The sequence below is a fragment of the Kribbella turkmenica genome (genome assembly GCF_004348725.1).
In the GTDB taxonomy this organism is placed as follows: Bacteria; Actinomycetota; Actinomycetes; order Propionibacteriales; family Kribbellaceae; genus Kribbella; species Kribbella turkmenica.
Window position 1 is genome coordinate 1 of the sequence record NZ_SMKR01000090.1, and the last position, 23,230, is coordinate 23,230.

At 68.7% G+C, this 23,230-nt stretch carries 26 protein-coding genes and 1 tRNA gene; 11 read left to right on the top strand and 16 right to left on the bottom strand.

Going from position 1 to position 23,230, the window contains the following annotated elements:
* Together E1218_RS20615 and E1218_RS20620 are read right to left on the bottom strand one after the other, a co-directional pair.
* A partial coding sequence (locus E1218_RS20615; RefSeq protein ID WP_233712349.1) for an NUDIX hydrolase occupies positions 1-559 on the bottom strand: 559 nt, incomplete at its 3' end.
* A 70-nt stretch (positions 560-629) separates the two neighbouring features.
* Positions 630-1,916 carry a zinc-dependent metalloprotease gene (locus E1218_RS20620; RefSeq protein WP_132322574.1) on the bottom strand — a complete coding sequence of 429 codons (1,287 nt, stop codon included), beginning with the start codon at positions 1,914-1,916 and terminating at the stop codon, positions 630-632.
* Between the two features lie 364 nt (positions 1,917-2,280).
* Between E1218_RS20620 and E1218_RS20625 the strand changes: the two genes are divergently transcribed.
* Genes E1218_RS20625 through E1218_RS20645 form a run of 5 tightly spaced genes read left to right on the top strand, consistent with a single transcriptional unit; the run spans position 2,281 to position 7,769 of the window.
* On the top strand, positions 2,281-2,706 hold the full coding sequence (locus tag E1218_RS20625) for a molybdenum cofactor biosynthesis protein MoaE (RefSeq protein ID WP_132322576.1): 426 nt from the start codon (positions 2,281-2,283) through the stop codon (positions 2,704-2,706).
* A 30-nt stretch (positions 2,707-2,736) separates the two neighbouring features.
* The gene (locus E1218_RS37360) at positions 2,737-3,090 is read left to right on the top strand and encodes a hypothetical protein (RefSeq protein WP_233712350.1); all 354 of its coding nucleotides are present in this window, start codon (positions 2,737-2,739) and stop codon (positions 3,088-3,090) included.
* Complete coding sequence (locus tag E1218_RS20635; RefSeq protein ID WP_132322578.1) at positions 3,087-4,124, top strand: YlbL family protein; 1,038 nt, start codon at positions 3,087-3,089, stop codon at positions 4,122-4,124. Before E1218_RS37360 ends, E1218_RS20635 begins: the two co-directional genes overlap by 4 nt.
* Before the next feature lie 43 nt (positions 4,125-4,167).
* Positions 4,168-4,785: a PPA1309 family protein gene (locus E1218_RS20640; RefSeq protein ID WP_202866114.1), complete on the top strand. Its 618-nt coding sequence runs from the start codon at positions 4,168-4,170 to the stop codon at positions 4,783-4,785.
* Complete coding sequence (locus E1218_RS20645) at positions 4,782-7,769, top strand: UPF0182 family membrane protein (RefSeq protein ID WP_132322580.1); 2,988 nt, start codon at positions 4,782-4,784, stop codon at positions 7,767-7,769. The genes E1218_RS20640 and E1218_RS20645 overlap by 4 nt, the downstream gene beginning before the upstream one ends.
* A 134-nt stretch (positions 7,770-7,903) precedes the next feature.
* Here E1218_RS20645 and E1218_RS20650 read toward each other — a convergent pair whose 3' ends face one another.
* A complete protein-coding gene (locus E1218_RS20650; RefSeq protein WP_132322582.1) occupies positions 7,904-8,488 on the bottom strand; it encodes a hypothetical protein in 585 nt (194 codons plus the stop codon).
* Between the two features lie 116 nt (positions 8,489-8,604).
* Positions 8,605-9,570 carry a GNAT family N-acetyltransferase gene (locus E1218_RS20655; protein ID WP_165949354.1) on the bottom strand — a complete coding sequence of 322 codons (966 nt, stop codon included), beginning with the start codon at positions 9,568-9,570 and terminating at the stop codon, positions 8,605-8,607.
* 124 nt (positions 9,571-9,694) lie between these two features.
* Here E1218_RS20655 and E1218_RS20660 point away from each other — a divergent pair.
* The 5 genes from E1218_RS20660 (at position 9,695) to E1218_RS20675 (ending at position 13,566) form a co-directional block, all read left to right on the top strand.
* Positions 9,695-9,768 (top strand) — tRNA-Met (locus tag E1218_RS20660).
* Positions 9,769-9,870: 102 nt separating this feature from the next.
* Positions 9,871-10,047, top strand: coding sequence for a hypothetical protein (locus E1218_RS36185; protein WP_165949355.1), 177 nt, complete (start codon positions 9,871-9,873; stop codon positions 10,045-10,047).
* A 316-nt stretch (positions 10,048-10,363) separates the two neighbouring features.
* Positions 10,364-11,929 carry a helix-turn-helix transcriptional regulator gene (locus E1218_RS20665; RefSeq protein WP_132322584.1) on the top strand — a complete coding sequence of 522 codons (1,566 nt, stop codon included), beginning with the start codon at positions 10,364-10,366 and terminating at the stop codon, positions 11,927-11,929.
* Positions 11,930-12,016: 87 nt separating this feature from the next.
* A complete protein-coding gene (locus tag E1218_RS20670; RefSeq protein WP_132322586.1) occupies positions 12,017-13,117 on the top strand; it encodes a flavin-containing monooxygenase in 1,101 nt (366 codons plus the stop codon).
* Complete coding sequence (locus E1218_RS20675; protein WP_132322588.1) at positions 13,114-13,566, top strand: SgcJ/EcaC family oxidoreductase; 453 nt, start codon at positions 13,114-13,116, stop codon at positions 13,564-13,566. Before E1218_RS20670 ends, E1218_RS20675 begins: the two co-directional genes overlap by 4 nt.
* Here E1218_RS20675 and E1218_RS20680 read toward each other — a convergent pair.
* The 6 genes from E1218_RS20680 to E1218_RS20705 all read right to left on the bottom strand — a co-directional run bounded on the left by E1218_RS20680 (position 13,559) and on the right by E1218_RS20705 (position 17,586).
* Positions 13,559-13,882: a putative quinol monooxygenase gene (locus E1218_RS20680; protein WP_132322590.1), complete on the bottom strand. Its 324-nt coding sequence runs from the start codon at positions 13,880-13,882 to the stop codon at positions 13,559-13,561. The genes E1218_RS20675 and E1218_RS20680 overlap by 8 nt on opposite strands.
* A gap of 17 nt (positions 13,883-13,899) precedes the next feature.
* The gene (locus tag E1218_RS20685; protein ID WP_132322592.1) at positions 13,900-14,886 is read right to left on the bottom strand and encodes a proline racemase family protein; all 987 of its coding nucleotides are present in this window, start codon (positions 14,884-14,886) and stop codon (positions 13,900-13,902) included.
* 21 nt (positions 14,887-14,907) lie between these two features.
* Positions 14,908-15,192: a hypothetical protein gene (locus tag E1218_RS20690; RefSeq protein ID WP_132322594.1), complete on the bottom strand. Its 285-nt coding sequence runs from the start codon at positions 15,190-15,192 to the stop codon at positions 14,908-14,910.
* A gap of 157 nt (positions 15,193-15,349) precedes the next feature.
* A complete protein-coding gene (locus tag E1218_RS20695) occupies positions 15,350-15,610 on the bottom strand; it encodes a hypothetical protein (RefSeq protein ID WP_132322596.1) in 261 nt (86 codons plus the stop codon).
* A 288-nt stretch (positions 15,611-15,898) separates the two neighbouring features.
* Positions 15,899-16,672: an ABC transporter permease gene (locus E1218_RS20700; protein ID WP_233712351.1), complete on the bottom strand. Its 774-nt coding sequence runs from the start codon at positions 16,670-16,672 to the stop codon at positions 15,899-15,901.
* A gap of 14 nt (positions 16,673-16,686) precedes the next feature.
* On the bottom strand, positions 16,687-17,586 hold the full coding sequence (locus E1218_RS20705) for an ATP-binding cassette domain-containing protein (RefSeq protein ID WP_132322598.1): 900 nt from the start codon (positions 17,584-17,586) through the stop codon (positions 16,687-16,689).
* Positions 17,587-17,677: 91 nt separating this feature from the next.
* Between E1218_RS20705 and E1218_RS20710 the strand changes: the two genes are divergently transcribed.
* A complete protein-coding gene (locus E1218_RS20710) occupies positions 17,678-18,418 on the top strand; it encodes a TetR/AcrR family transcriptional regulator (protein WP_132322630.1) in 741 nt (246 codons plus the stop codon).
* Here E1218_RS20710 and E1218_RS20715 read toward each other — a convergent pair.
* From E1218_RS20715 to ureB, 6 genes are read right to left on the bottom strand one after another with little or no spacing between them, the layout of a single operon-like run.
* Complete coding sequence (locus tag E1218_RS20715; protein ID WP_132322600.1) at positions 18,406-19,038, bottom strand: nucleoside/nucleotide kinase family protein; 633 nt, start codon at positions 19,036-19,038, stop codon at positions 18,406-18,408. The genes E1218_RS20710 and E1218_RS20715 overlap by 13 nt on opposite strands.
* Before the next feature lie 17 nt (positions 19,039-19,055).
* Positions 19,056-19,673 carry an urease accessory protein UreD gene (locus E1218_RS20720; RefSeq protein ID WP_165949356.1) on the bottom strand — a complete coding sequence of 206 codons (618 nt, stop codon included), beginning with the start codon at positions 19,671-19,673 and terminating at the stop codon, positions 19,056-19,058.
* A gap of 34 nt (positions 19,674-19,707) precedes the next feature.
* On the bottom strand, positions 19,708-20,427 hold the full coding sequence (gene ureG, locus E1218_RS20725; protein ID WP_132322604.1) for an urease accessory protein UreG: 720 nt from the start codon (positions 20,425-20,427) through the stop codon (positions 19,708-19,710).
* A complete protein-coding gene (locus E1218_RS20730; RefSeq protein WP_132322606.1) occupies positions 20,420-21,199 on the bottom strand; it encodes an urease accessory protein UreF in 780 nt (259 codons plus the stop codon). Before E1218_RS20730 ends, ureG begins: the two co-directional genes overlap by 8 nt.
* On the bottom strand, positions 21,199-22,902 hold the full coding sequence (locus tag E1218_RS20735; RefSeq protein WP_132322608.1) for an urease subunit alpha: 1,704 nt from the start codon (positions 22,900-22,902) through the stop codon (positions 21,199-21,201). The genes E1218_RS20730 and E1218_RS20735 overlap by 1 nt, the downstream gene beginning before the upstream one ends.
* Entirely contained in the window at positions 22,895-23,221 is a 327-nt protein-coding gene (ureB, locus tag E1218_RS20740; RefSeq protein ID WP_132322610.1) for an urease subunit beta, read from the bottom strand. Before ureB ends, E1218_RS20735 begins: the two co-directional genes overlap by 8 nt.
* Between the last annotated feature and the right edge of the window lie 9 nt (positions 23,222-23,230).

Genomic DNA, 23,230 nt, shown 5'->3' on the forward strand with positions numbered 1-23,230 from the left:
GGGTGGTGAGGTGGTGGTGGGCTCGAGCCGCTAGGGACTGGACTGAGTGGTCCACGTCGGGCGGGAGAGCGGTGATGGGGAACCAGCCGAGGGCGTCGGATTCCTCGCTGAGGATGTAGTCGGTGGTTCCTGTGGCGGTCACCAGGAACTGGACGTCGAGATGGAAGGCCCCCGCGCACCCGCCGGCTAGGAGTCGGTGGCGGGAAAGCTGGAGTGGGCTGGCGGCGATCGAGAGGCCTGTTAGGCCGGATTCCTCGGTGGCTTCGCGGAGGGCGGCGCCTGCGAGGATTGTGTCGCCGGCCTCGCAGTGTCCGCCTAGTTGCAGCCACCGGCCGACGACCTTGTGCAGCGTCAGGAGCACCTGGGTTCCGGACGCGTCGATCACCAGTGCGCTCGACGTCAGGTGTTCCGGACGGCAGTTTCGCCACATGCCGTCCGGTTGGTCGGCCAGGTGCCGCAGATAGTGCTTCCGCAGTTGCTCCTGATCCTCATCAGGTGCAGTCCACTCCTCCAGCGTTCGCACCGCGTCCTCATGCAGCATCCCGCCAGTGTTTCTCATCCCTGTCACCCTGACGGAGCCGGTCCGCCTGGCCGCTGGTTCCCGGTACGGCAAGGCGGCCGGCGGTGAGCTACTTGGGGGCGTCGGGGTTGTTGCCCTGGTCACCTTCGTCGGGGAGGAAATCGGTGATGTCGATGTCGGCGAGTTCGCCGGCGTGCTGGGCGAAGCCGATGGGGTCGTCGAGGTCGGCGGCGCTGGGGAGAAGGTCGGGATGCGACCAGAGCTCGTCGCGGCCGTCCACTCCGCGGGCGTCGCGTACGGCGGCCCACAGGTTGGCCGCGTCGCGGAGTCGGCGCGGGCGGAGCTGGAGGCCGACCAGCGTGGCGAACGTCTGCTCTGCCGGACCACCGGCGGCGCGGCGACGCCGTACTGTCTCGGCGAGCTGGACAGCGGACGGCATCCGGTCCTTGGTTGCCTGCCGTACGACGTCGTCCACCCAGCCCTCGACCAACGCGAGGTTGGTCTCGAGCCGGACCAGGGCCGCCTTCTGCTGCTCGGAGTCCTCCGGCTCGAAGAGGCCCCCGGCGAGCGCTTCCTGCATGGCTTCGGGGTTCTGCGGGTCGATGTCGGCCATCGCCCGCTCGATCTTGCCGGTGTCGACCTCGATGCCGGCCGCATAGTCCGCGATCGCGGCCAGTACGTGCTGCCGCAGCCAGGGCACCCCGGCGTACAGCCGCTGGTGGGCGACCTCGCGCAGGGCCAAGTACAGCCGCACGTCCTCGTCATCCAGCCCCAGACCTTCGGCGAACTTCGCGACGTTGTCCGGGAGCAGCACCGCCTGACCGGTCGGGCCGAGCGGTAGACCGATGTCGGAGGAGCTCACGACCTCGCCGGCCAGCTCGCCCAGCCCCTGGCCGACCTGCGCGCCGAAGATCGAACCACCCAGCTGCCGCAGCATGCCCGCCATCGGCCCGGCCAGTTGCTGCGCCTCTGCCGGGAGCGCGTTGCCCATGGCACCGGCGACGTGCTCGGCGACCGGGTCGACGACCGTCTGCCAGACGGGCAGGGTGTTCTCGACCCACTCCGCCCGGCTCCAGGCCGCAGACGTCGAGGACGCGTCGGGCAGGGTGGTGGCGTCGTTCAGCCAGTGCTCGGCCAGGCGCACGGCGTCAGCGACCCGATCCGAGTCGGTCGGCGTGATGGACCGGTCACCGCCCGCCGACACGGTCTTGCGGGCGATGTCCTTGGCCAGCTCCCAGTTCACCGGCTTGCCGTCGCCGGAACCGCTGAGCAGCTGCTGGACCTGGGCGAAGATCGCGTTCAGGTCGGGGCCGCCCGCGCCGGCCGCTCCGGAGAACTGCTGGAACATGGCCTCGAACGGAGTTCCCTTGAACGGGTTGTCCGGTTCGTCGCTCATCGGAGTGGGCCTTCCTGTGCGGGTGGGGCGTACAACTCCAACGTACTGGTTCTACCCGCCGGTTCCGCCCCCGGCGAACGACTTAGCCCCTGGCAGACCCCTGAGCGTCCCCTGATCCCCATGAGCACGGACCGGCCGAGTCGGCAGGTGGTGCCGAGGCGGCGGCCCATGGATGTGGGGGGCGCGACGAATTCAACTCGGGGTGACGGCGGGGGATGCCGGCCCCGTGTGGCGGTCCGGGGCTCGTCCGCGAGCGGAAATGGGAGGGGAGGTGGGAGTCGGAAGCGGGCGGCAGGCAGAATCGGAGAGGTCGAGGATGTTTCGTCGTACGTGGGCGCTTGGGCCGAGCTGGAGATGAGGGATCATGAGCGACGCGATCAGGCTGCTGGACATCCGTGCGGGAGTGTTGTCCAGCGACGAGGTGCTGGCTGCTGTTGCCGACCCGAGCGCCGGAGGGACGGCTCTGTTCATCGGTACGGTGCGCAACCACGACCAGAAGAAGCCGGTGGACCGGCTGAGCTACGAGGCTCACCCGGACGCGCTGGAGCACCTTCGGAAGGTCGCGGAGCGTGTTTGTGGCGACGCGGCAGTGACCGCGCTGGCCGCCGTGCACCGGACCGGGGATCTCAAGATCGGCGATGCCGCCGTGATCGTGGCTGTCGCCGCCTCGCACCGGGATGTCGCGTTCGTCGCCTGTCGGCGGCTGATCGACGATCTCAAGGCCGAGGTCCCGATTTGGAAACACCAGCACTTCACCGACGGTGCCAGCGAGTGGGTCGGCGCTCACTGACACGTACTCTGGGCGCATGAAGGTGGCCGGATGAAGGTTTTGGCGTGGCTGGCGTTCCCGCTGGTCGCCACGCTCCTGGCGATGTGCTGGGCCGCGTGGCGCGGGCGGAGCCGTGGTCCGCGCCGGTCCGGCGGTGCCTTCGCATCGGTCGAGGACTTCCGCCGCTTCAACGAAGCACTCGCCGCGCCCGGTCCGCGGGCAACCCCGGAACGCCGCCGCGGTCTCCGCCGTACGCCGCAGAACCGGAAGGCCGGCGGATCAGACGCCAGGGGGACCGGGACGGGCGCGGGTGCGTTGAAGTCATCGGAGACGCTCGCCGTTGCCAGGAAGCTCGGTTCGGCCGAGACGTTCGGTTCCACCAAGATCGCAGGGCAGGGTTCGTGACACGTCGTACCGCCACGCTGGTCGCTTCGATCGTCGTGCTCGTCATCTCGCTCGGGCTGGTCACCGCCTTCCCGGTGCCGTTCGTCTCGTTCAGCCCGGGGCCGGTGAAGGACACCCTCAGCGCGTCGAAGGGCAAGGCGGTCATCGAGATCACCGGGCACGAGACGTTCCCGACGTCCGGCCGGCTGGACCTGACCACTGTGTCGGTGACCTCCCCGGAGCGTGAGCTCACGCTCCCGCAGGCGATGCGCAACTGGCTGGACCCCGACCACGACCTGTTCCCGCGCGACATCATCTATCCGCCGGACCAGACCGCGGACGAGGTCGAGCAGCAGAACACCGCGGAGATGACCGGCTCGCAGGACAGCGCGATCGCGGCCGCTCTCCAGGCAGCGAAGGTGCCGTTCCACCCGAAGGTCTCGACGGTGGCGAAGGAGAGTCCGGCGGACGGCAAGCTGAAACCGGGTGACGTGGTCCTCGCGGTCGACGGCGTGCAGGTGTCCCAGATCCCGCAGGTCGGCGAACTCGTCCGCAAACACAAGGTGGGCGAGAACGTCGTCTTCCTGATCCGCCGCGGCACCTCCGAGCAGACCGTGCAACTGACGACCGCGGCCACGCCAGGTGAGCAGGATCGTCCGATGGTCGGAATTACCATCGGCATCGACTCGCCGGTGAAGGTGACCGTGAACCTCGGCCAGGACATCGGCGGCCCGAGCGCCGGCACGGCGTTCGCGCTGGCCATCTATGACAAGCTGACGCCTGGTGCGTTGCTGGACGGCAAGCACGTCGCCGGGACCGGCACCATCGACGCCGTCGGTCAGGTCGGCGCGATCGGCGGGATCCAGCAGAAGATCGCCGGCGCCAGGGAGGACGGCGCGACCGTCTTCCTGGTCCCGGGACCGAACTGCGAGGCCGCCCTGCACTCGGGCGTGAAAGACATCCAGTTGGTGAAGATCACCACGTTGAACGAGGCGATCGGTGCCCTCAAGGCCATCTCCACCGGAACCGGAGCGGTGCCGACATGTACGCCGTGAGCCACCCGGCCGTACCGGCCGGCCGAAGGGAAGAATTGGCGGCATGGATTTCGTAGGCACGCTGCCTTCCGACGCGCTCGGTCGCGCGGTGATCGAGATCGAGAAGCACGTGAGCAGCGCGGGCTGGGACCAGCCCGCGCAGCTGTTCGCGCTCGTCCCCACCGCGGAGCTGCTGCTCGCCGAGCCGCACCTCGCCGCCGAGCTCGGCGCAGAGGACGCCTCCCAGCCGCTGACCCCGGTCGCCCAGGGTGAGCTGCCCGGTGGTCTCGAGGACGAACACCTGGCCGACGCGCTGGGCCGCATCGAGTGGCCGGACGGCGTCAGCGGCTGCGCGCTGGCGATCGAGCGGGTCGTCCTGCCGGCCTCGGCCGAGGCCGGGCTTGCCGATGCGGAATCCGATGCCGAGCTCGCCCGGATGGCCGGCAGCGACCCGCGCAGGCACGAGGTCCGGATGGTGGCCGCGGTCCTGCGCGAAGGCGACCGGTTCGGGGCTGTCAGGCTGCGTTCACACGACGAGGACAGCGCCGTACTCACCGGCACCGACTTGGTCCCTACGCTGTGCGAAGTACTGTCTTTGACATTCGAACCTTCGGTCGGCAGCTGGCCGGGCGAAGGTCCTGGGGTCGACGGCATGAGTGACGACGAGGAGAAGCGACCATGAGCGACGGCGTCTACGACATGCCGGAGGAGCCGCGGCAGACGCGGCGACCATCCGGAGGACGGCCCAGGGCACTGCTGCCGACGATTGCGACCCTGATCGTCCTGCTCATCCTGTTCAGCGTCTTCACCGACGTCTGGACTCAGCGCCTGTGGTACCGGTCGGTCGACCTCGGCTCCGTGTTCAGCACGGTGCTCGGGACCCGGGTGGTGCTGTTCGTGGTGGTCGGCCTGCTGATGGCGGCCGCCGTGGTCGCGAACATCATCGTCGCCTTCCGCACCCGTCCGCGGGTCGCGCTCGCGCCGTCGCCGAGCCCCGGTTTCGAGCGGTACGGCGATCTGCTGCAGCAGCGCGGGAAACTCGCCGTCGGCGTGATCGCGACGCTGATGCTGGTGTTCGGCGGGTCGGCCGCCTCGGGGGAGTGGAAGGTCTTCCTGGCCTGGCGGAACCGCACCCCGTTCGGCGTCACCGACAAGCACTTCAACAAGGACATCGCGTTCTTCGTCTTCGACTACCCGTGGCTGCGCGTCCTGCTCGGCTTCGGTTACTCGATCGTGCTGCTCTCCCTGGTCGCCGCGATCGTCACGCACTACCTGTACGGCGGTTTCCGCCCGTCGGCGAAGGGCCAGAAGGCGTCCGGCGCGGCACAGGTGCAGTTCTCCGTGCTGCTCGGGCTGCTCGTGCTGCTGAAGGCGTTCAGCTACTGGCTCGACCGCTACGGGCTGACGACCTCCGACAGTCGCCTGTTCACCGGTATCTCCTACACCGGTGACAACGCGGTCCTGCCCAGCAAGGAGATCCTGGCGGTCATAGCGGTGCTGTGTGCCGTGCTCTTCTTCGCAAACGTGGTCCGTCGGACGTGGCTGCTGCCGGGTGTAGGCACGGTCGTGCTGATCCTGTCGGCGATCCTGCTCGGGGCGTTGTGGCCGGCGGCGCTGCAGCAGTTGCGCGTCCGTCCGAGCGAGCCGGTGCGTGAGGCGCCGTACATCACCAAGAACATCGAGGCGACCCGCCAGGCCTACGGACTGGAGGGCACTCAAGTCATCAACTACCCGGCGAAGTCGACGGCGACCCCGAGCGATCTGGCCGCTGACGCCGAGGTCCTGCCGGGTATCCGGTTGATCGACCCGAGTGTGGTCGGGCCGACGTTCGAGCAGTTGCAGCAGGTTCGCGGCTTCTACTCGTTCCCGACCGACCTCGATGTGGACCGGTACACGATCGGCGGCAAGACCAACGACACCGTGATCGCGGTGCGCGAGGTCCAGGTCGACCGGCTGCCCGCCGGCCAGCGCAACTGGAACAACGACCACACCGTCTACACCCACGGCTACGGCGTCGTCGCCGCGAACGGCAACCAGCGAGCCGCCGACGGTACGCCGGTCTGGTCGGAGAAGGACCTGCCGCCGACCGGTCAGCTCGGTGACTACGAACCGCGGATCTACTTCGGCGAGCAGTCCCCGGACTACTCGATCGTCGGCGGGCCGAAGGGTGGTCAGCCGGTCGAGCTCGACACTCCCGAGGGCAAGAACGGCGGCGACCCCACGCTGAACACCTACGCCGGCAAGGGCGGCGTCCCGGTCGGTTCGTTCTTCAACCGGTTGCTGTACGCCACCAAGATGCGGGACGCGAACATCCTGCTCTCCAGCCGGGTGAACCCCGAGTCGAAGATCCTCTACGACCGCAGTCCGCGGGAGCGGGTCGAGAAGGCCGCACCCTGGCTGACTCCGGACGGCGACCCGTACCCGGCCATCGTCGACGGCCAGGTCGTCTGGATCGTCGACGGCTACACCACCTCGGCGAACTACCCGTACTCCGAGAAGGTCGCCCTGGACGACAGCACCCGGGACACGACGACCGGACGTGGCACCATCGCACAGCAGCCGAGCGAGGAGATCAACTACATCCGGAACTCGGTCAAGGCCGTCGTCAACGCGTACGACGGATCCGTCGAGCTGTACGCCTGGGACGAGAACGACCCGGTGCTGAAGACCTGGATGAAGGCGTTCCCGGGCACGGTCAAGCCGCGCTCGGACATCTCGCCCGCGCTGATGTCGCACCTGCGGTACCCCGAGGACATGTTCAAGGTCCAGCGCGACCTGCTCGCCAAGTACCACGTGACCGACTCGGGCACCTGGTACCAGAACAGCGATCTGTGGCGTGTCCCGGCGGACCCGACCGCGGTGTCCGCCGGAGCCGACTCGTCGGCTCAGAGCAACCAGCCTCCCTTCTACCTCTCGTTGCGGATGCCCGGTCAGAACGAGCCGAGGTTCTCGTTGACGTCGGTCTACGTGCCGAACGCCGAACGGGAGAACCTGACCGCGTTCATGGCCGTCGATGCCGAGGCGACCTCACCGGACTACGGCAAGTTCCGGATCCTCCGATTGCCTGGCAACGTGCAGATCCCCGGACCTGGACAGGTGTTCAACAAGTTCCAGACCGATGACGGGATCAGAACAGCGCTGCTGCCGATCAACCAACCCACCAGCGGCGCCAGAGCCCAGTTCGGCAACTTGCTGACGCTGCCGCTCGGCGGTGGTCTGCTCTACGTCCAGCCCGTCTACTCGGTCCGGACCAGTGGCCCCGGTAGCTATCCGGTGCTGCGGTACGTGCTGGTGTCCTTCGGTGAGCGAGTCGCCTTCGGCAGCACGTTGCAGGAGGCGCTGACGAGGGTGTTCGAAACCAACGTCGAGACCGGCGAGCCGAACCCGAACCAGCCACCGCCGACGAACCAGCCTCCGGCGAACCAGACGGTCAAGGAGGCGCTGACACAGGCGCAGACGGCCTACGACAGGGCTCAGGCAGCGTTGAAGGCCGGGAACCTGGCGGAGTACCAGAAGCAGGTCGATCTGATGAAGGCAGCACTCGATCGTGCGGCGGCGGCGGCGCCTGGAAACACCACGCCGGGCACACCGCCGCCCAGCGGTACGCCGACGACGACACCGTCGACGCCGGCACCATCGAGTCCGCCGACCTCGCCGACAGGCTGACCAGCGGCTGCTCAGCGGGGCGGCGGCGACACCGACCAGCCGTCGGGGTCGCCGCCCCGTTTCGTTGCCCACAGCCCGGTTCTCCGGTCGTCAGGCCGGCCCGTTGCCGAAGGCACCGGCCCGCGGCAGCGCGATCAGCCGGCGGGCTCCGGATGGAAGCCGGTCGCGGTGTCGAGCAGATCCTGCTCGGAGAACCGTTCGCGATCGAGGGAAACCTCGGCCGCGAGCCCCGGCGTGACGAAGTAGAACACCTCGTTGCCGGCCGCGAGACCGTCGTACGGGCCGACCTTGACTGCGCGCAGCTCCCAGGTGTCCGGATCCTTCTCCTCGTACTCGACCAGGAAGGCCTTCAGCGCTTCGAGATCCGTGAGCTTCCCGCCGCGCAGGGTCTTCACCGTCAGGTCCACCTTGTAGGCGCCCTCGGGATCCGGCCCGGTCTCCCAGACCCGGCTGTGGAAGCTGACGTCCTCCCACTCGTACTCGAAGTCTGTCGACGTACCGATGCCGTCGGGAAGGTGCTCGATCACGAAGCCGTCCAAGGTGCATGCCCTCTGCTCGGTCGATGGAGGAGCCACTACGGACCCGGACCGCGGCTCGATCCCGCTCGCCGCGGCCGGAGTGGTCGTCCAGGCGCCGAGTGAGGCGAGGACGACCGCGCTCCCGATCACGATACGACGGGTCGACGGCACGATTCGGGAACCAAGGGAAGAACGGGTCATGGCTGCCTCCTGAGGCCTCGGCGTCCTGCCCGCTGCAGGACGCCTTCTTGCCCTAGAAGGTGCACCGATCGCCGCGCCGCCCCGCCGGCGATTTCGTGACTGTGGAAAAAGCTCGATCAGTACCCGATCGCCCGATGCAGCCGGTGGAAGGTCTGCTGGAACCCGAGCCGAGGCCACGTCCGCGACGCCAGCAGATTCGTCACCCGCCAGTCGGCGACGACGGCGGTGTACCCGGTGTCGGCCGACCACTGCATCACAGCCTCGCCCAATGCGCGCCCGGCGCCGTGACCGCGAGCCTCCGGCAGTACGGCGGCGTAGCCCAGGAATCCGGCGTTGTCCGGTCGAGCCAGCCCGCTGTGCGCACTCGACTTCTCCACCGAACACCCGACGGACATGCCGATGACGCGGCCGTCGTACTCGGCAACGAAGGTCGCATAGTCCTGGTCGTCGATCGATTCCTCCCAGTCGGCCAACGCCTCCTCGAGCGTGGGCAGTTCCCCGGCGGAGAAGACCGGCGAACGGCTCTGGTACTTCGGCAGCACGAGATCGAGTTCGGCCAGAACGGCGATGTCGTCGCGGAGGGCACGGCGTACCTTCAGACCGGCCGGTGGTTCGAGGCGGGTGGTCGGGGCCGGCCGCACCGCATGGGCGTGCTGCGCACCGAAGCCCGAACGGAACCAGGCGTCGAGCAGGTCGGCGTCGTCCGGCACCACGACGTACTGAACCGTCCGGCCGTCGTCGACCCATTTCGCGGCGGCAGCGGCGTACAGGTCGCGGATGTGTTCAGGCTCACGCACAGCCTGGCCGGCGGCCTCGACCCAGAGGTTGGGACCCCAGACAGGCGACGGCTTCGGCGCACCGAGCACATACCCGGTCAGCTCGGAGTCCTCGAGCAGGACAGCTCCGGACGCGCTTTCGCTCTCCCAGAGCGCCGTGACCTCGACGACAGCGAGCTGCTCGTCCTCGTACTCGGCCGGCAGCAGAGGGTGCCGCTTCCGATGGTCCTTGTGCCGCTCCGCGAGCAGCCGCCCGGCGGCGGGCAGGTCCGCCTCCTCGAACGGGCGAATCACGTGTCGGGACATATTCGGACGGTACGCCGCCACGACCACCGCTGACACGGATTTCGCCGGACCGAGCAGGCCCGCCGCCGCCCCGGGAGCCGATTTGGATGCTCAGCCGCGATCCACTAAGCTAAACCCACAACGACGCGGGGTGGAGCAGCTCGGTAGCTCGCTGGGCTCATAACCCAGAGGTCGCAGGTTCAAATCCTGCCCCCGCTACGGAAGAAGGCCCGGACCAATGGTCCGGGCCTTCGTTTGTGTGCTCCGGGGAGTCCGGGGTGGGTACAAGACAGGTATCCGCCCGACGACAAGGAGCACTCGATGTTCGCGATCATCGCCGCTGTCATCTTCGGCCTCGCGCTCATTCTGGACTGGGCCAACGTTCGCGCGAGCGACGCGTTCACTCCACAGACCCTTCTCATCGCCGGCCTGCTCTGCGTCGCGCTGCACCTGGCCGGCCTCGGTACGTCGACCCGCCGCTGGGGTCGCCGTCGCTGATCAGTCCGTTGGAGGAAGCGCCTGGCCGGTGTTGGTCGGGCGCTTCTTCAGTTGGTGGGGCGGTGGGAGCAGGTGACCAGGCCGCCGGCAGGACCGATCACCGAGCGGCGGTAGTGCCGTGGGGGTTCTCGGGGAGTGACGAGGGCGACCTGGTGCCGGGGATCTATGCGTCCGCGGACGAGGCGCGCGAGGTGGTCGAGGAGGTGCGGGCCGTCGTCGGTGGGCGGGAGGGTCGTCCTGGCCGAAGGGGCGTTTGGTCGGTTCGAGGAGTTGGCGGAGCAGTACCGGATCGAGCGGGGCGGTTGATACTGGGCTCGTGAAGGGTGTTGCGGAGGCCAGGAGGGCGTACAGGGCTCAGGCGTGGGCGCGGGCCTACGAGTTGTTCGCGGCCGCCGAGCGGTTGGACGCCGACGAACTGGACGAGTACGCCGTCTCGGCGATGTTGCTGGGGCGGATGGACGAGTATTACGCGATCCGGGAGCGCGCGTACGAGCAGTTGCTCGCGGAGCGTGATCTGCTGGGTGCGGCGAGCGCCGCGCTCTGGTCGGGGCTCCAGCGGATGGTGTCGGGGGACGAGGCCGTCGGCAGCGGGTGGTTGGGCCGGGCTGCCCGGCTGACCGAGGAGGACGGGACCGACTCCGTGCCTGCGGCCGCACTGAGGATGAGTCAGGCCTTCCAGACGGACGATGCCGAGCAGGCCGTGGCGATCAGCGGTGAGGCCGTCGCCGCGGGTCGCAGGCTCGGCAGCCGGGATCTCGTTGCCCTGGCGCTGCACCAGCAAGGGCGGTTCCTCATCCAGGCCGGTCAGACAACCCAAGGCCTGGCCAAGCTGGACGAGGCCATGGTCGAGCTCGCCTCCGGATCTTTGTCCCCGATGGTGACGGGCATCGTGTACTGCGGTGCGATCGCCGGCTGCTGGATTGTCTACGAGCTGCGCCGCGCGGAGGAGTGGACTGCGGCGATGGGCCGTTGGTGCGACGCGCAGCCGGACCTGGGCAACTTCACCGGCGAGTGCAAGGTACGACGGGCAGAGCTCAAGCAACTGCGCGGCGCCTGGGCCGACGCCCGTCAGGACCTGGCCGGCGTGAGCACGTCCGATGTCGATCTGTGGGCGGCCGGATGTGCGGCGTACGTGCGTGGGGACATCGACCGGCTCCAGGGACGGTGTGACGACGCGGACGCACACTTCGTGGAGGCCGGCAGGCTCGGCTACGACCCACAGCCGGGGCTGGCGTTACTGAGACTCCAGCAAGGCAGTGTGCAGGCGGCCACGGCGATGATCCGCCGCTGTGTCTCCGAGTCACAGGACGACGCCAAGCGGGTCGAGGTCCTGTTCGCGGCGACCGAGATCCTGCTGGCGGCCGGCGATCTGGAAGCAGCCGCGGCCGCAGCGAACAGCCTCGCGGAGCTGGCCGAGAAGTGCCGCACGACGATCGTGCTCGCACTCGCGGACCAGGCGACGGCGATGGTCCGGCTCGCTCAGGAACCCGATACCGCACTGACGCCGGCCCGGGCTGCCCTGCGGCGGTGGGTCGAGCTGCGGGCGCCGTACCAGGAGGCTCGCACGCGGCTGTTGATCGCGGAGGCCTGCCATGCACTCGGCGACAACGAGTCGGCGGACCGCGAGACAGCCACCGCGCGCGACACGCTGGAGAGGCTCGGCGCGAGTACCGAGCCGCGGCGGCCGGACGGACAGCTGACACCCCGTGAGATCGAAGTACTGCGGCTCGTCGCCACCGGAGCCACCAACCGGGCGATCGCCGCCCAACTGGTGCTGAGCGAGCGCACCGTCGACCGGCACGTGAGCAACATCTTCATGAAGCTCGGGGTCTCGTCGCGGTCTGCGGCGACGGCGTACGGGTTCGAGCACAGGCTGGTCTGAGTACCCATTCGCGCCGTTGGGTACTTTCACCGACGCCGCCGAGCGCTTCGCGTTCCTACCTTCGAAGCACCATCGAAGGAGGGGATCATGAGGTACGAGACAGTAGTGATCGGGGCGGGACAGGCCGGTTTGTCGGCCGGGTACCACCTCGCCCAGCGCGGGCAGCCGTTCGTCATCCTGGACGGGGCGGACCACGTCGGAGGATCCTGGCTCAACCGCTGGGACTCGCTCGCGCTGTTCACGCCGGCCAGCCGCGACAATCTGCCGGGCGTAAGGTTCGGCGGCGGCTACACCTTCCCGTCGAAGGACGAGATGGTCGCCTATCTGCAGCGGTACGCCGGTCAGCACCAGCTGCCGATTCGCCTGAACACCCGCGTGGACGGCCTGTTCGGCGAAGGGGGCGGCTACCGGGTCACCGCAGGCACCGAGTCGTTCGAGGCGGACAACGTCATCCTGGCCACCGGAGTACACCGCGTGCCGAGGACCCCGAGGTTCGCCGACGAGCTCTCGTCCGACATCGTCCAGCTGCACACCGCCGACTACCGCAATCCCGCACAGCTGCAGCCGGGCACCGTGCTGATCGTCGGCGCGGGTAACTCCGGTGCGGAGATCGGCGTCGAGGTCGGCAAGACGCACAAGGTGCTGCTGGCCGGCCGGAACGTCGGCTACCTGCCGATCGACATGCGTGGCTGGCAGGGCAAGCTGATGTTCCCGCTGATCTGGTGGGTGTGGGAGAACATCCTCACCGAGAACAAGAAGCCGGGCCGCAAGGTGCAGGCCGAGGCACTCCAGGGCCACAGCGAGCCTCTGATCCGGCAGAAGGAGAAGGATCTCCTTGCCGTCGGCATCGAGCGGGTCCCGCGGATCACCGGTGTCGTCGACGGCCGGCCGCAGACCGAGGACGGCGACGTGCTCAAGGTCGCCAACGTCATCTGGTGCACGGGTTTCCTGCCCGACTTCGGCTGGATCGACCTTCCGGGACTCGACACGTCCGGGCGGATCGCCACCGAGCGTGGCAGCGTCACCGGCCAGCCGGGGCTGTACGTGCTCGGCCAGGAGTTCCAGTACATGTTCAACTCGCACACCGTCGGCGGGGTCGGCAAGGACGCGGCGTACGTCGTCCGGCAGATCGCCGCCCGGTCGGTCTTGACCTCGAGCGGCCTTGAACAAGCACGATCGGGGTCATGAAGATCGAAGGAGAGATCCCGAGTCAGGCCGACGTCGACGCGATCCTGGCGCTGGTCGACGCCGTACAGGACGCCCAGAGCCGGGAGGACGTGGACGCGTTCGTCGGGCTCTTCCGCAAGGACGCGCTGTGGGTGACCGGGCACGGCAAGCGGCTGTACGGGCTGGACACGATCGCGGAGTTCACCGCCCGGGTACTGCCCGGGGCGACGAAGGACTCGTACGCCGCCTACGTCCCGGACCACCTGCTGTTCGTCCGGCCCGACATCGCGGTCGTCAACGTCAACCAGACCTACGTACGCCGCGACGAGTCAGCCGTCGAGCCGCCCGTCGAGCACGGCAGCCCGGTGTACCTCCTCGCGAAAGACGACAAGGAGGTGCCTCGCTCCGCTCGGCCGCTGCGGGGCTGGCAGATCGCCGCGGCGCAGAACACCGTGGTGGTGGCTACTTGACCGCGAGCTCGCCGAGCTCGGACCAGTCCTTCTGCGGGAGTTTGAAGTTCACGATCCGCGGGGTCTCGACGAGGTACGGCGGGAGGTGCTGCTGAGCGGCCCTGAAGTGGTCCGAGGTCACGTGGGCCGTGGCTGCGTCGTCGTCGGCGAAGGCCTCGACCAGCACGTACTCGTCGGTGTCGTCGATCGAGCGGGACCAGTCGAACCACAGGCAGCCGGGCTCGGACCGGGTCGCCTGGGTGAACTCGGCGGTGATCGACGGCCAGTCCGAGGCGTGCTCGGCCTTGACCCGGAACTTCGCGGTGATGAAGATCATGCGCCCAAGGCTAATGCTCAGCGCAGGGTGAAGCCGGTGCCGAGCGGGTCGCGGGGGTCGAGGGTGAAGGTGGCGGTGCCGGTCCGGTACGCCGATCCCTCGACCTCCGTGATCACGCCGCCGTCGGCTTCGGACACGACCCGTCCGAGGAACGTCGACCCGACGATCGAGTCGTGCCGGAGCACCTGACCGGCTGTCAGCCGGCCCTCGTCGTACAGCAGCGCAAGGCGCGCCGACGTACCCGAGCCGCACGGTGACCGGTCGACCTCGCCGTCGGCGAAGACGGCGACGTTGCGCTGGTACGGTCCGCGGTCCCAGGAGCCGAGGTCGTCGTAGAAGATGGTCCCGTACATGCCGTTGAGCCGCGGATCCACCGGGTGTACGGCGGACGGGTCGAGCGCCCACTTGATCTCCCGGCCGACCGCGATCAGGTCGGTGTAGCAGGCGGGAGTCACCGAGAGCCCGACCGAAGCCGCCGGCACACAGGCGTAAAAGGCACCGCCGAAACTCACGTCCGCAAGGGCAGAACCACGTGACGTCGACACGGGCACCCCGCGACGAACGACGTACGCCGGAACGTTGCGAAAGGCGACGCTGGACACCGAACCGCCGGCACGGGTGACCCGGGCGACGACCCGGCCGGACGGTACGTCGATGACGACCTCGGTCACCCCGTCGGAGCAAGCGGCGACCAGCCCGCTCTCCACCGCCCAGACGCCGAGGGCGATCGTCCCGTGCCCGCACGCCGTCGAGTACCCGTCCTTGTGCCAGAACAGGACGCCGAAGTCCGCACCGGAATCGTTGCCCGGCACCACGAATCCGCCGTACATGTCGGCATGCCCGCGCGGTTCGTTCACCAGCAGTTGCCGGACGGCGTCGACCGCCGGCGAGGACTGGGCGTGGACCCGCCGGTCCGGCACCGAGGCGCCGGGAACCTCCACCGATGTCACGATCCGGAACGGTTCCCCGGCCGTGTGGTAGTCGACAACGCGGACCTCGTCCATGCCTCAGAAGCCTAGCTGCTGTCACAGCGACTCGAGGGTGTGCGCCGACTCCACGGTCCGTTCCGGCGCAGGCGGCCGCGACCGCCTGCGCCGGCGCGTTCGGTGGTGACGATCGTGGTCAGCACCTCCGCGGTGATGCCGTTGACGGTCTTCGGGGACGTGGATCGCCACTGTCACGTCGTCGGGGAGTCGCTCACCGACCAGCCGCTCGCTCAGCAGGATGATGCCTGCGCCGACCGCGCGGGCCGGGTCGATCACGATCTCCGCGTCGACGATCAGCCGTCCGGGCGCGATCACGATCACCACGTCATCGGACCCGATCGCCAGCAGGTCGTCGGCCAGCCGACCAGCTCAGGAACCGGTCCACCTCCGGCGATGTGAGGGGCCGGCTACACACATCAGCCGCTGCCGCCCGGGTGGGCAGCAGCGGCTGACGGTTGTCGCGGAGCGACCTGAAGGAGTGTCAGGCAGCTTGCGGGACTCGGGTGCGGTTCCTCTGCGCCCAGACGGCCCGGCGCAATTTCGCCTTGTCCGGATAGCCGGCGGCCCGGCCGATCATGTAGACGTCGTGGCTGCGCATGTTGACCATCCCGGCCACGAACCAGACCGGGCTGCCGTCGGCGAGCATGCTGACGATGAGCTGGGTGGTGGCGGTGTCGGTGCTGACGGTGATCGTGGCGGTCGTGGCGGTCGTGGCGGTGGTCGTGGCGGTGGTGGTGTTCATTCTGACCCTCTGCTTTGGTCGCTCTCACTGATACGTCGAAGCAACCGGGCCGGATTTGACATCACTCCGAGATTTTCTGGCGAGTTTCTCCGGACCACCGGTACAGTCCGGAAACCCTGGTGGGCAGGGAAAACAGAGCGCCCCGATCAGAGATCGGGGCGCTTGTCCGTGTGGGTCCCGGGGGGAGTGGGACCGCCACACGTTGGGGGGACCTAGACGGTAACCCGGGCGCGGGGTCATGTCCGAACCAGGTCCGCCCTCAGGGGGCGAACGGTCCGAAACCTGCGCTCAGCGGCTCGTGCGGCGCCGGTACAACGAGGTCGCCAGCGTGAACGAGAACAGGAGCAGACCGGTACACCACGCCAGCGCGATCCAGCCGTCGTTCCCCGGCGGTGCCCCGATCAGGAAGCCGCGCACGGTCTCGATCACCGGGGTGATCGGCTGGTGCTCGCTGACCGGCTGCAACCACGACGGCATCGTCTCGGGCGGGACGAACGCGCTGCTCAGGTACGGCAGGAACAGCATGAAGAAACTCAGCGTGCTCGCCGACTCCACCGACTTCGCGATCACGCCCACCCCGGCCGCGAGCCAGGAGAGCGCGAGGACGTAGAGCAGCATCAGTCCGATCGCGGCGAGCCAGTCACCCGGGCCGGCGTTCGGCCGGAAGCCCATCGCCAGCGAGGCCGCGATCACGATCGCCGTCGACACCGCGTTCCGGGCGATGCTCGCGGTCACGTGCCCGGTCAGGACGGCGAAGCTGCGGATCGGCAGCGACCGCAGCCGGTCGATCATCCCGGTGGTCATGTCGTCGGCGACCGCCATCGCGGTGTTCGAGGCGCCGTACCCGGTGGTCAGCAGGAGAATGCCGGGGACCACGTAGTTGATGTACTCCGTGCCGGTGTCGATCGCGCCGCCGAAGACGTACACGAACAGTGCCATCATCAGCAACGGCAGCAGGATCGACACGAACAGCGTGTCCACGTTGCGGCGCATCAGCCGGACGCAGCGATCGATCATGGTGACCGTGTCGGAGATCGCGGCGGCGGCTCCTTGGTGTGACACGTGATCTGCTCCTTTCACGCCGTCAGGGCCAGGAAGACGTCGTCGAGCGTCGGGCGGTGGGACGACACCCGCTCCGGGACCACCCCGTTGTCCCGGAGCACGTCGAGCACGTGGTGCAGGTGCGCTGCCGTCCCGTCGGACGGGAGGTTCAGCACCAGCTGGCCCGCGATCCCGTCCAGTACGCCGCTTGCCTTCAGCAACTGCCGTTCGTCGGCGAAGCGCAGTTCGATCCGCTCGCCGCCGATCTGCGACTTCAGGTCGTCAGCGGTACCGGTGGCGACGATCCCGCCCTTGTCGAGCACCATGATCCGGTCGGCCAGCCGGTCCGCCTCCTCCAGGTACTGTGTGGTCAGCAGGATCGTGGTGCCGCCGCGGACGAGCTCGCCGATCGCGTCCCACATCGTCGACCGGCTGGCCGGGTCGAGCCCGGTGGTCGGTTCGTCCAGGAAGATCACCCGCGGCCGCGCGATCAGGCTCATCGCCAGATCGAGCCGCCGCCGCATCCCACCGGAGTACGTCTTCACCCGGCGGTCCATCGCCTGCGTCAGGCCGAACTGGTCGAGCAGTTCGCCGGTGCGGCGGCGCGCGGCCGACCGGCCGAGGTGCATCAGACGGCCCACCATGACCAGGTTCTCCCGGCCGGTCTGGTTCTCGTCGACCGCGGCGTACTGCCCGGTCAGGCTGATCACGCTGCGGACCTGGGCCGGCTCGCGCAGTACGTCGTACCCGGCGACGGTCGCCTGGCCCGCGTCCGGCCGGGTGAGCGTGGTCAGGATCCGCACGGTGGTGGTCTTGCCGGCGCCGTTCGGGCCGAGCAGCGCGAGCACGGATCCCTCCTCGACGTGCAGGTCGACGCCGGTGAGCACCTCGGTCGCTCCGAACGACTTCCGCAGGCCGGTTGCCTCGACGATCATCGTCCCCTCCTTACTGCGTATTCGCTACGCTAAATAGCGTAGCAGGTACGCCATATGCTCGCGCAAGCCCTAGACTGAGGCGGTGGAGGAGATGAGCGAGCTGCCGGCCGACGTGGCGCTGATGTGGCGGCTGCGGGACCCCGGCCGGCGGGGGCCGAAGCCGTCACTGACCGTCGAGGACATCACCCGGGCGGCGATCGAGATCGCCGACGCGGAGGACCTGGCCGCGGTGTCGATGGCGCGGGTGGCCGAGCGGCTGGGCAACTCGACGATGGCGCTCTACCGGCACGTGAAGAGCAAGGACGAGCTGCTCGTGCTGATGTCGGACGCCGCGCTCGAGCGTCCGTCACCGCTGCCCGACGACGTCGACTGGCGGACCGGGCTGACGTTGTGGGCCGAGGGGGTGCTCGTCGCGATCCGCAAACACCGGTGGTACTCGAAGCTCCCGATCTCCGGCCCGCCGGCCGGGCCGAACAACCTCGCCTGGTTCGACTCCGCGCTCGGCGCGCTCGAGGACACCGGCCTGCCGGAGGAGGCCAAGGTCGGCGTCGTGATGGGCCTGATGACGTACGTCCACGGCGAGATCCGCCTGTCGCTCGACCTGGCCGCCGGCTTCGCCGACAACCCGAACGCCTTCAGCCGGTACGGCGCAGTCCTGTCGCGGGTCGTGGACCCGCGCCAACTCCCCGCGCTCGCCCGGGTTCTCGACGCAGGGGTGTTCGAGTCGGTCGGCAATTTCGAGGCCGAGTCGGGCGAGGACTTCGACTTCGGGCTGCAGCTCTACCTGGACGGGGTGGCCGGCTTCATCGACCGGGTCTGTCAGGCGGGCTGAATGATCGCGTCCGCCCTCGGCGCGGTCGCGGCGACGATCCGGGCGTTGCGCTCGTCGGTGCCGAAGGTGCGTTCGCGGGCTTCCTCGGGGGAGCGGCCGTAACGACGGTGGCGGGCTTCGAGCCGCTCGTGCCGCAGCCGCTCAGGCACCTCGACGTACCAGCACTGGTCGAGCAGGGTGCGGATTGTTGACCAGGGGCTCTCGTCGAGCAACAGATAGTTGCCTTCGGTCACGACCAGCGTGACGTCCGGCGCGATCCCGATGCTGGCGGCGATCGAGTCCTCCAGCCCGCGGTCGAAGCGCGGCGCCCAGACCTGCTCGCCTGGGGTCTCCTTCAACCGTCGGAGCAGGGCGACGAACCCGTAGCCGTCGAACGTGTGCGGTGCTCCCTTCACCGCGGCGAGCCCGAGTTCCGCCAGCACGGACTGCGCCAGGTGGTACCCATCCATAGGCACCAGCGCGACCCTGTGCCCGTCCGCGGCCAGCTTCCCCGTCAGTTGCTCGGCGTACGTCGACTTCCCGGCCGCCGGCGCCCCGGTGATGCCAAGGACCGACCGTCGCCCCTTCGTGGCAAGGCCGACGGCACGGGTGTACGCGGTGGCCTGGTCCAATGTCCGCACTCGTTGATCCTAGGCGCTCAGGGCAGTCGGCGGAGGTCGCTCTCGTGGTGCTCGTGGACCAGCCGGCGGGCGATCGAACCACAACCTTCGAGTTGCAAGGTCTGAGCGTCCTCAGGTAGCCGGAACCCGAGCGACGTGACTGTGTCCAAGCATCGAGCACTGCCCAGAACCGCCCATCCTCCACGTGCCTCGGGCGACAGATCCAGATCCTCGGCCAGCACCAGCTCGTCCTCGATCCACGCCCGAGTCAGCGTCTGCAGCGCACCTCCGGCTTCCCCATGTCGCCCGAGTACGAGCGATTCCCGCAGTGCAGCCCTGCACCCGGACTCCATCCGTACCGTCATCGATCGCGTCACCGCCGCATCCGCCGAGACCACGAACGGTTCGCCGTGCCACCACAGGCGCGCCCCAGCCGTCAGCCGGATGTCGACATCCCACCGCGCCGACGCCCCACGCATTCCGTACGCGACCGTCCCGGCGGTCTCGACGATCTCCACGCGGACCGGCCCCGACACATCGATCTCGAGATGGACTCGATCGCCGGCCAGCAACAACGCACCGGCCGCAACCAACGCGACCCGGACGACGCCGGTTGGTGCCGGCAACCGTCGCGGTGAGATGTGATCAGTGGTCAAGACACACCGATCGCGAACGGGGTCGGCAACGACCTCAATGCGCGTGGGCATGGGTGTGGGTGATGAGTTGGCCGTCCTCGTCCACGTGAGTGTGAGGTGCCACAGGTCCGGGATCGACGGGCGTGTGTTCACCGCTGCGGACGACGTTCGTCATCGACAGCACCCATTCCTTCAGCTGTGCGACCGACGCGGGGTCGTTGCGGGAGAGCGCCAGCACCGGCTTCCCGTCCCGGGCGGCCTCGGCGTCCGTCACCATCTGCTCGACGTCCACTCCGACGTACGGCGCGAGATCCGTCTTGTTCACCACGAGCAGATCCGCCCGCGCGATCCCCGGACCGCCCTTGCGTGCGACGTCCCCACCACCGGCCACATCGAGGACGAAGACCTGGGCGTCCACGAGCGCGGGGGAGAAGGTAGCCGTCAGGTTGTCGCCGCCGGACTCCACCAGTACGACGTCCAGCGGTGCGAAGTCCCGTTCCAGATCCTCGACCGCGATCAGATTCGGTGTCACGTCGTCCCGGATCGCGGTATGCGGACACGCTCCGGTCTCGACCGCCCGGATCCGCTCGGGATCGAGGACCCCGGCCGACCGCAGCAGTCGCGCGTCCTCGTCGGTGTAGATGTCGTTGGTGATCACACCGAGCCGGAGTTCGGCGGAGAGCTCACTGCAGACGGTCGCGATCAGCGAACTCTTCCCGGTTCCGACCGGCCCGGCGATCCCGAGCCGGAAGGACCGCGTGCTGTGGTCATGCATGGAACAACCTCATTCTCTCGTCGGCATGGTTCTGTGCGAACACGTCGAGCAGCGGCGCCCCGCTCGCGGGGAGCTTGTCGATCTCGGTCAGCGAAGCGACGTCGGTGACGAGTCGCTCGATGTCGTCGTGCAGCCCGGCCAGCCAGCTCGCCGCATCCGCCGGATCTACCGGGAGCAACTTGAGGGACGCGGACACCACCGTCTGCACGTCGTCGTGCGCGACCGACCTGGCGACTTGCTCCGCCGACAACCCGGTCACACCTGCGATGACCCCGACCACGACGGGACGCGCGACCTCGGTGTCGTTGCGCAGGTACCGCAGTACGTCCGGCCAGACCCGCGCCGCCAGCCGCAAGTACGCCCGTCCCTGCCGCCGGGCCGCACCGCGCATCACCTGACTAGGTGTCCGAGCCGCCCAAGCAGCCTCAACCATCCCCAGCGACATGGCCGCCCGGGACGCCGTCCCCGTCGCGTCGTCAGCCGGGCTCAGTCGTGGATCCCCGGTGGCAGGCCACTTGTCCGGCCGCGATCCGCGCCTCGGTGCCGTGGCCGCCGAGACGGTGATATGGCGCGCGACGACCGCGACGGCGGCTTCCACCCGGGTGATCGTGCGGAGACGGTCGCGGGCATAGCCGGCGACATCGGTGAGTCGATCGCCACCGGCACCCAGCCCGGCACGGACGGCCGGCTCCAGGCCGGCCGACTGGGTGTGCCCACCAGTGGGCAACCGTCCGTCGGCCAGCATCAACGCCACCACCTCAGGCGAACCCATCAGAACATCGTGTAGAGCTGGGCGAGTGGCAGAACATCGGCCGGTGCCGGCTCGACCAGTTCGCCGTCGATGGCGATCGCGAACGTCTCTGGATCGATGTCGATCCCCGGAAGAGCGTCGTTGTTCTTCATGTCCGCCTTGCCGATCTCCCGCGTGGGTTGTACGGCGAGGAGCCGACGGCGCAGCCGCAGTCGCTCAGCCAGTCCGTCGTCCAGCGCGGCGGGGGAGACGAAGGTGAACGAAACGTCGGCCCCGATCGCCTCACCGAACGCCGGCCGCATCAGCACTGGCTGCGGTGTCGGGATCGACGCGTTCGGATCGCCGAGCGCCGCCCAGGCGATCATGCCGCCCTTGATCACCAGGCTCGGGCGCACACCGAAGTACCGCGGATCCCACAGCGTCAGGTCCGCCAGCTTTCCGGGTTCCACCGAGCCGACCACGTTGTCGACGCCATGGGCGACAGCCGGGTTGATGGTGTACTTAGCGACGTACCGCCGGGCCCGCTCGTTGTCGGCCGGCAGCTCCGAGCCGAGTGCGCCGCGCCGTCCCTTCATCACGTGCGCGACCTGCCAGGTGCGGGTGATCACCTCGCCGATCCGTCCCATCGCCTGCGCGTCCGACGAGGTGATGGACAAGGCACCGAGATCATGCAGGACGTCCTCGGCCGCGATCGTGGTCGCCCGGATCCGCGACTCGGCGAACGCGAGATCCTCCGGCACGTCCGGGCTGAGATGGTGACAGACCATCAGCATGTCGAGATGTTCGGCGACCGTGTTGACGGTGTGCGGCAAGGTCGGGTTGGTCGACCCGGGGATGACGTGCGGGTACGAAGCAATCGACAAGATGTCAGGCGCATGGCCACCCCCGGCGCCTTCGACATGGAACGCGTGGATTCCTCGACCCGCGATGGCACCCAGCGTGGATTCCACGAAGCCTGCTTCGTTGAGGCTGTCGGCATGCAGAGCGACCTGCAGCCCCCACTCGTCCGCGGCCCGCAGCGCGGTGTCGATCGCTGCCGGCGTCGATCCCCAGTCCTCGTGGACCTTGTACCCGGCCGCACCGGCCAGTGCTTGCTCGGCGAGCGCTTCCGAGCTCACCGTGTTCCCCTTGCCCAGCAGCAACACGTTCAGCGGGAATGCGTCAAGGCTCCGGTGCATCTGCTCGAGGTGCCATCCGCCAGGGGTCACGGTCGTCGCCTTGGAACCCTCGCTCGGCCCGGTCCCACCGCCGACGATCGTGGTGATCCCGGTCGCGAGCGCCTCGTGCAGTTGTGACGGCGAGATCAGGTGCACGTGGGAATCGATGGCTCCCGCGGTGAGGATCCGTCCCTCGCCCGCGATCACGTCCGTCGACGGCCCGATCCGCAGCTCGGGATGTACACCGTCCGCGATGTCCGGGTTCCCGGCCCGGCCGAGCGCGACGATGCGGCCGTCACGAATGCCGACGTCCGCACGCACGATGCCCCACCAGTCCAGCACGAGCGCGTTGGTGACGACGGTGTCCGGCGCACCCTCGGCCCGAGTCGTCGTACCCTGCCCCATCGACTCCCGGATCGACTTCCCGCCGCCGAACACAACCTCCTCGCCGCCGGCCGTGAGATCCCGCTCCACCTCGATCCACAAGTCCGTATCGGCCAGCCGAACCTGATCTCCGACCGTCGGCCCGTACAAAGCGGCATACGCGTCCCGTGACAGCTCAGCCATCGCGCTTCACCTGGATTCCGGGCACCCGCCGGTTTCCCTTCAACGCCACGAGCTCCACCTCACGAGAGGCACCGGGCTCGAACCGTTGCGACGTGCCGGACGGAATGTCCAACCGGAAGCCTCGGGCGGCCTCCCGGTCGAAAGACAGTGCGGTATTCGCGTCAGCCAGATGCAGATGAGAGCCGATCTGCACCGGCCGGTCTCCGGTGTTCACGATCACCAGTCGCAAACGCTCGCTGTCCGATCGATCCGCGTTCAACTGGATGGTTCCAGGTGCGACGCGTACGGCTCCTGGGCCGGACCTGTTGAGAGCTGGCATGCTGCTCCG

What these genes read in the sequence shown, in the direction of transcription:
- ureG (WP_132322604.1), bottom strand. Translation starts at nt 20,427, where the DNA reads ATGCATGACCACAGCACGCGGTCCTTCCGGCTCGGGATCGCCGGGCCG.
- E1218_RS20705 (WP_132322598.1), bottom strand. Translation starts at nt 17,586, where the DNA reads ATGATCGTCGAGGCAACCGGCCTGCGGAAGTCGTTCGGAGCGACCGAG.
- E1218_RS20735 (WP_132322608.1), bottom strand. Translation starts at nt 22,902, where the DNA reads ATGGCTGAGCTGTCACGGGACGCGTATGCCGCTTTGTACGGGCCGACG.
- E1218_RS20650 (WP_132322582.1), bottom strand. Translation starts at nt 8,488, where the DNA reads ATGACCCGTTCTTCCCTTGGTTCCCGAATCGTGCCGTCGACCCGTCGT.
- E1218_RS20645 (WP_132322580.1), top strand. Translation starts at nt 4,782, where the DNA reads ATGAGCGACGGCGTCTACGACATGCCGGAGGAGCCGCGGCAGACGCGG.
- E1218_RS20655 (WP_165949354.1), bottom strand. Translation starts at nt 9,570, where the DNA reads ATGTCCCGACACGTGATTCGCCCGTTCGAGGAGGCGGACCTGCCCGCC.
- E1218_RS20730 (WP_132322606.1), bottom strand. Translation starts at nt 21,199, where the DNA reads ATGGGTTCGCCTGAGGTGGTGGCGTTGATGCTGGCCGACGGACGGTTG.
- E1218_RS20640 (WP_202866114.1), top strand. Translation starts at nt 4,168, where the DNA reads ATGGATTTCGTAGGCACGCTGCCTTCCGACGCGCTCGGTCGCGCGGTG.
- E1218_RS20685 (WP_132322592.1), bottom strand. Translation starts at nt 14,886, where the DNA reads ATGGACGAGGTCCGCGTTGTCGACTACCACACGGCCGGGGAACCGTTC.
- E1218_RS37360 (WP_233712350.1), top strand. Translation starts at nt 2,737, where the DNA reads ATGAAGGTTTTGGCGTGGCTGGCGTTCCCGCTGGTCGCCACGCTCCTG.
- E1218_RS20695 (WP_132322596.1), bottom strand. Translation starts at nt 15,610, where the DNA reads ATGAACACCACCACCGCCACGACCACCGCCACGACCGCCACGACCGCC.
- E1218_RS20625 (WP_132322576.1), top strand. Translation starts at nt 2,281, where the DNA reads ATGAGCGACGCGATCAGGCTGCTGGACATCCGTGCGGGAGTGTTGTCC.
- E1218_RS36185 (WP_165949355.1), top strand. Translation starts at nt 9,871, where the DNA reads ATGTTCGCGATCATCGCCGCTGTCATCTTCGGCCTCGCGCTCATTCTG.
- E1218_RS20680 (WP_132322590.1), bottom strand. Translation starts at nt 13,882, where the DNA reads ATGATCTTCATCACCGCGAAGTTCCGGGTCAAGGCCGAGCACGCCTCG.
- E1218_RS20675 (WP_132322588.1), top strand. Translation starts at nt 13,114, where the DNA reads ATGAAGATCGAAGGAGAGATCCCGAGTCAGGCCGACGTCGACGCGATC.
- E1218_RS20620 (WP_132322574.1), bottom strand. Translation starts at nt 1,916, where the DNA reads ATGAGCGACGAACCGGACAACCCGTTCAAGGGAACTCCGTTCGAGGCC.
- E1218_RS20710 (WP_132322630.1), top strand. Translation starts at nt 17,678, where the DNA reads ATGAGCGAGCTGCCGGCCGACGTGGCGCTGATGTGGCGGCTGCGGGAC.
- ureB (WP_132322610.1), bottom strand. Translation starts at nt 23,221, where the DNA reads ATGCCAGCTCTCAACAGGTCCGGCCCAGGAGCCGTACGCGTCGCACCT.
- E1218_RS20670 (WP_132322586.1), top strand. Translation starts at nt 12,017, where the DNA reads ATGAGGTACGAGACAGTAGTGATCGGGGCGGGACAGGCCGGTTTGTCG.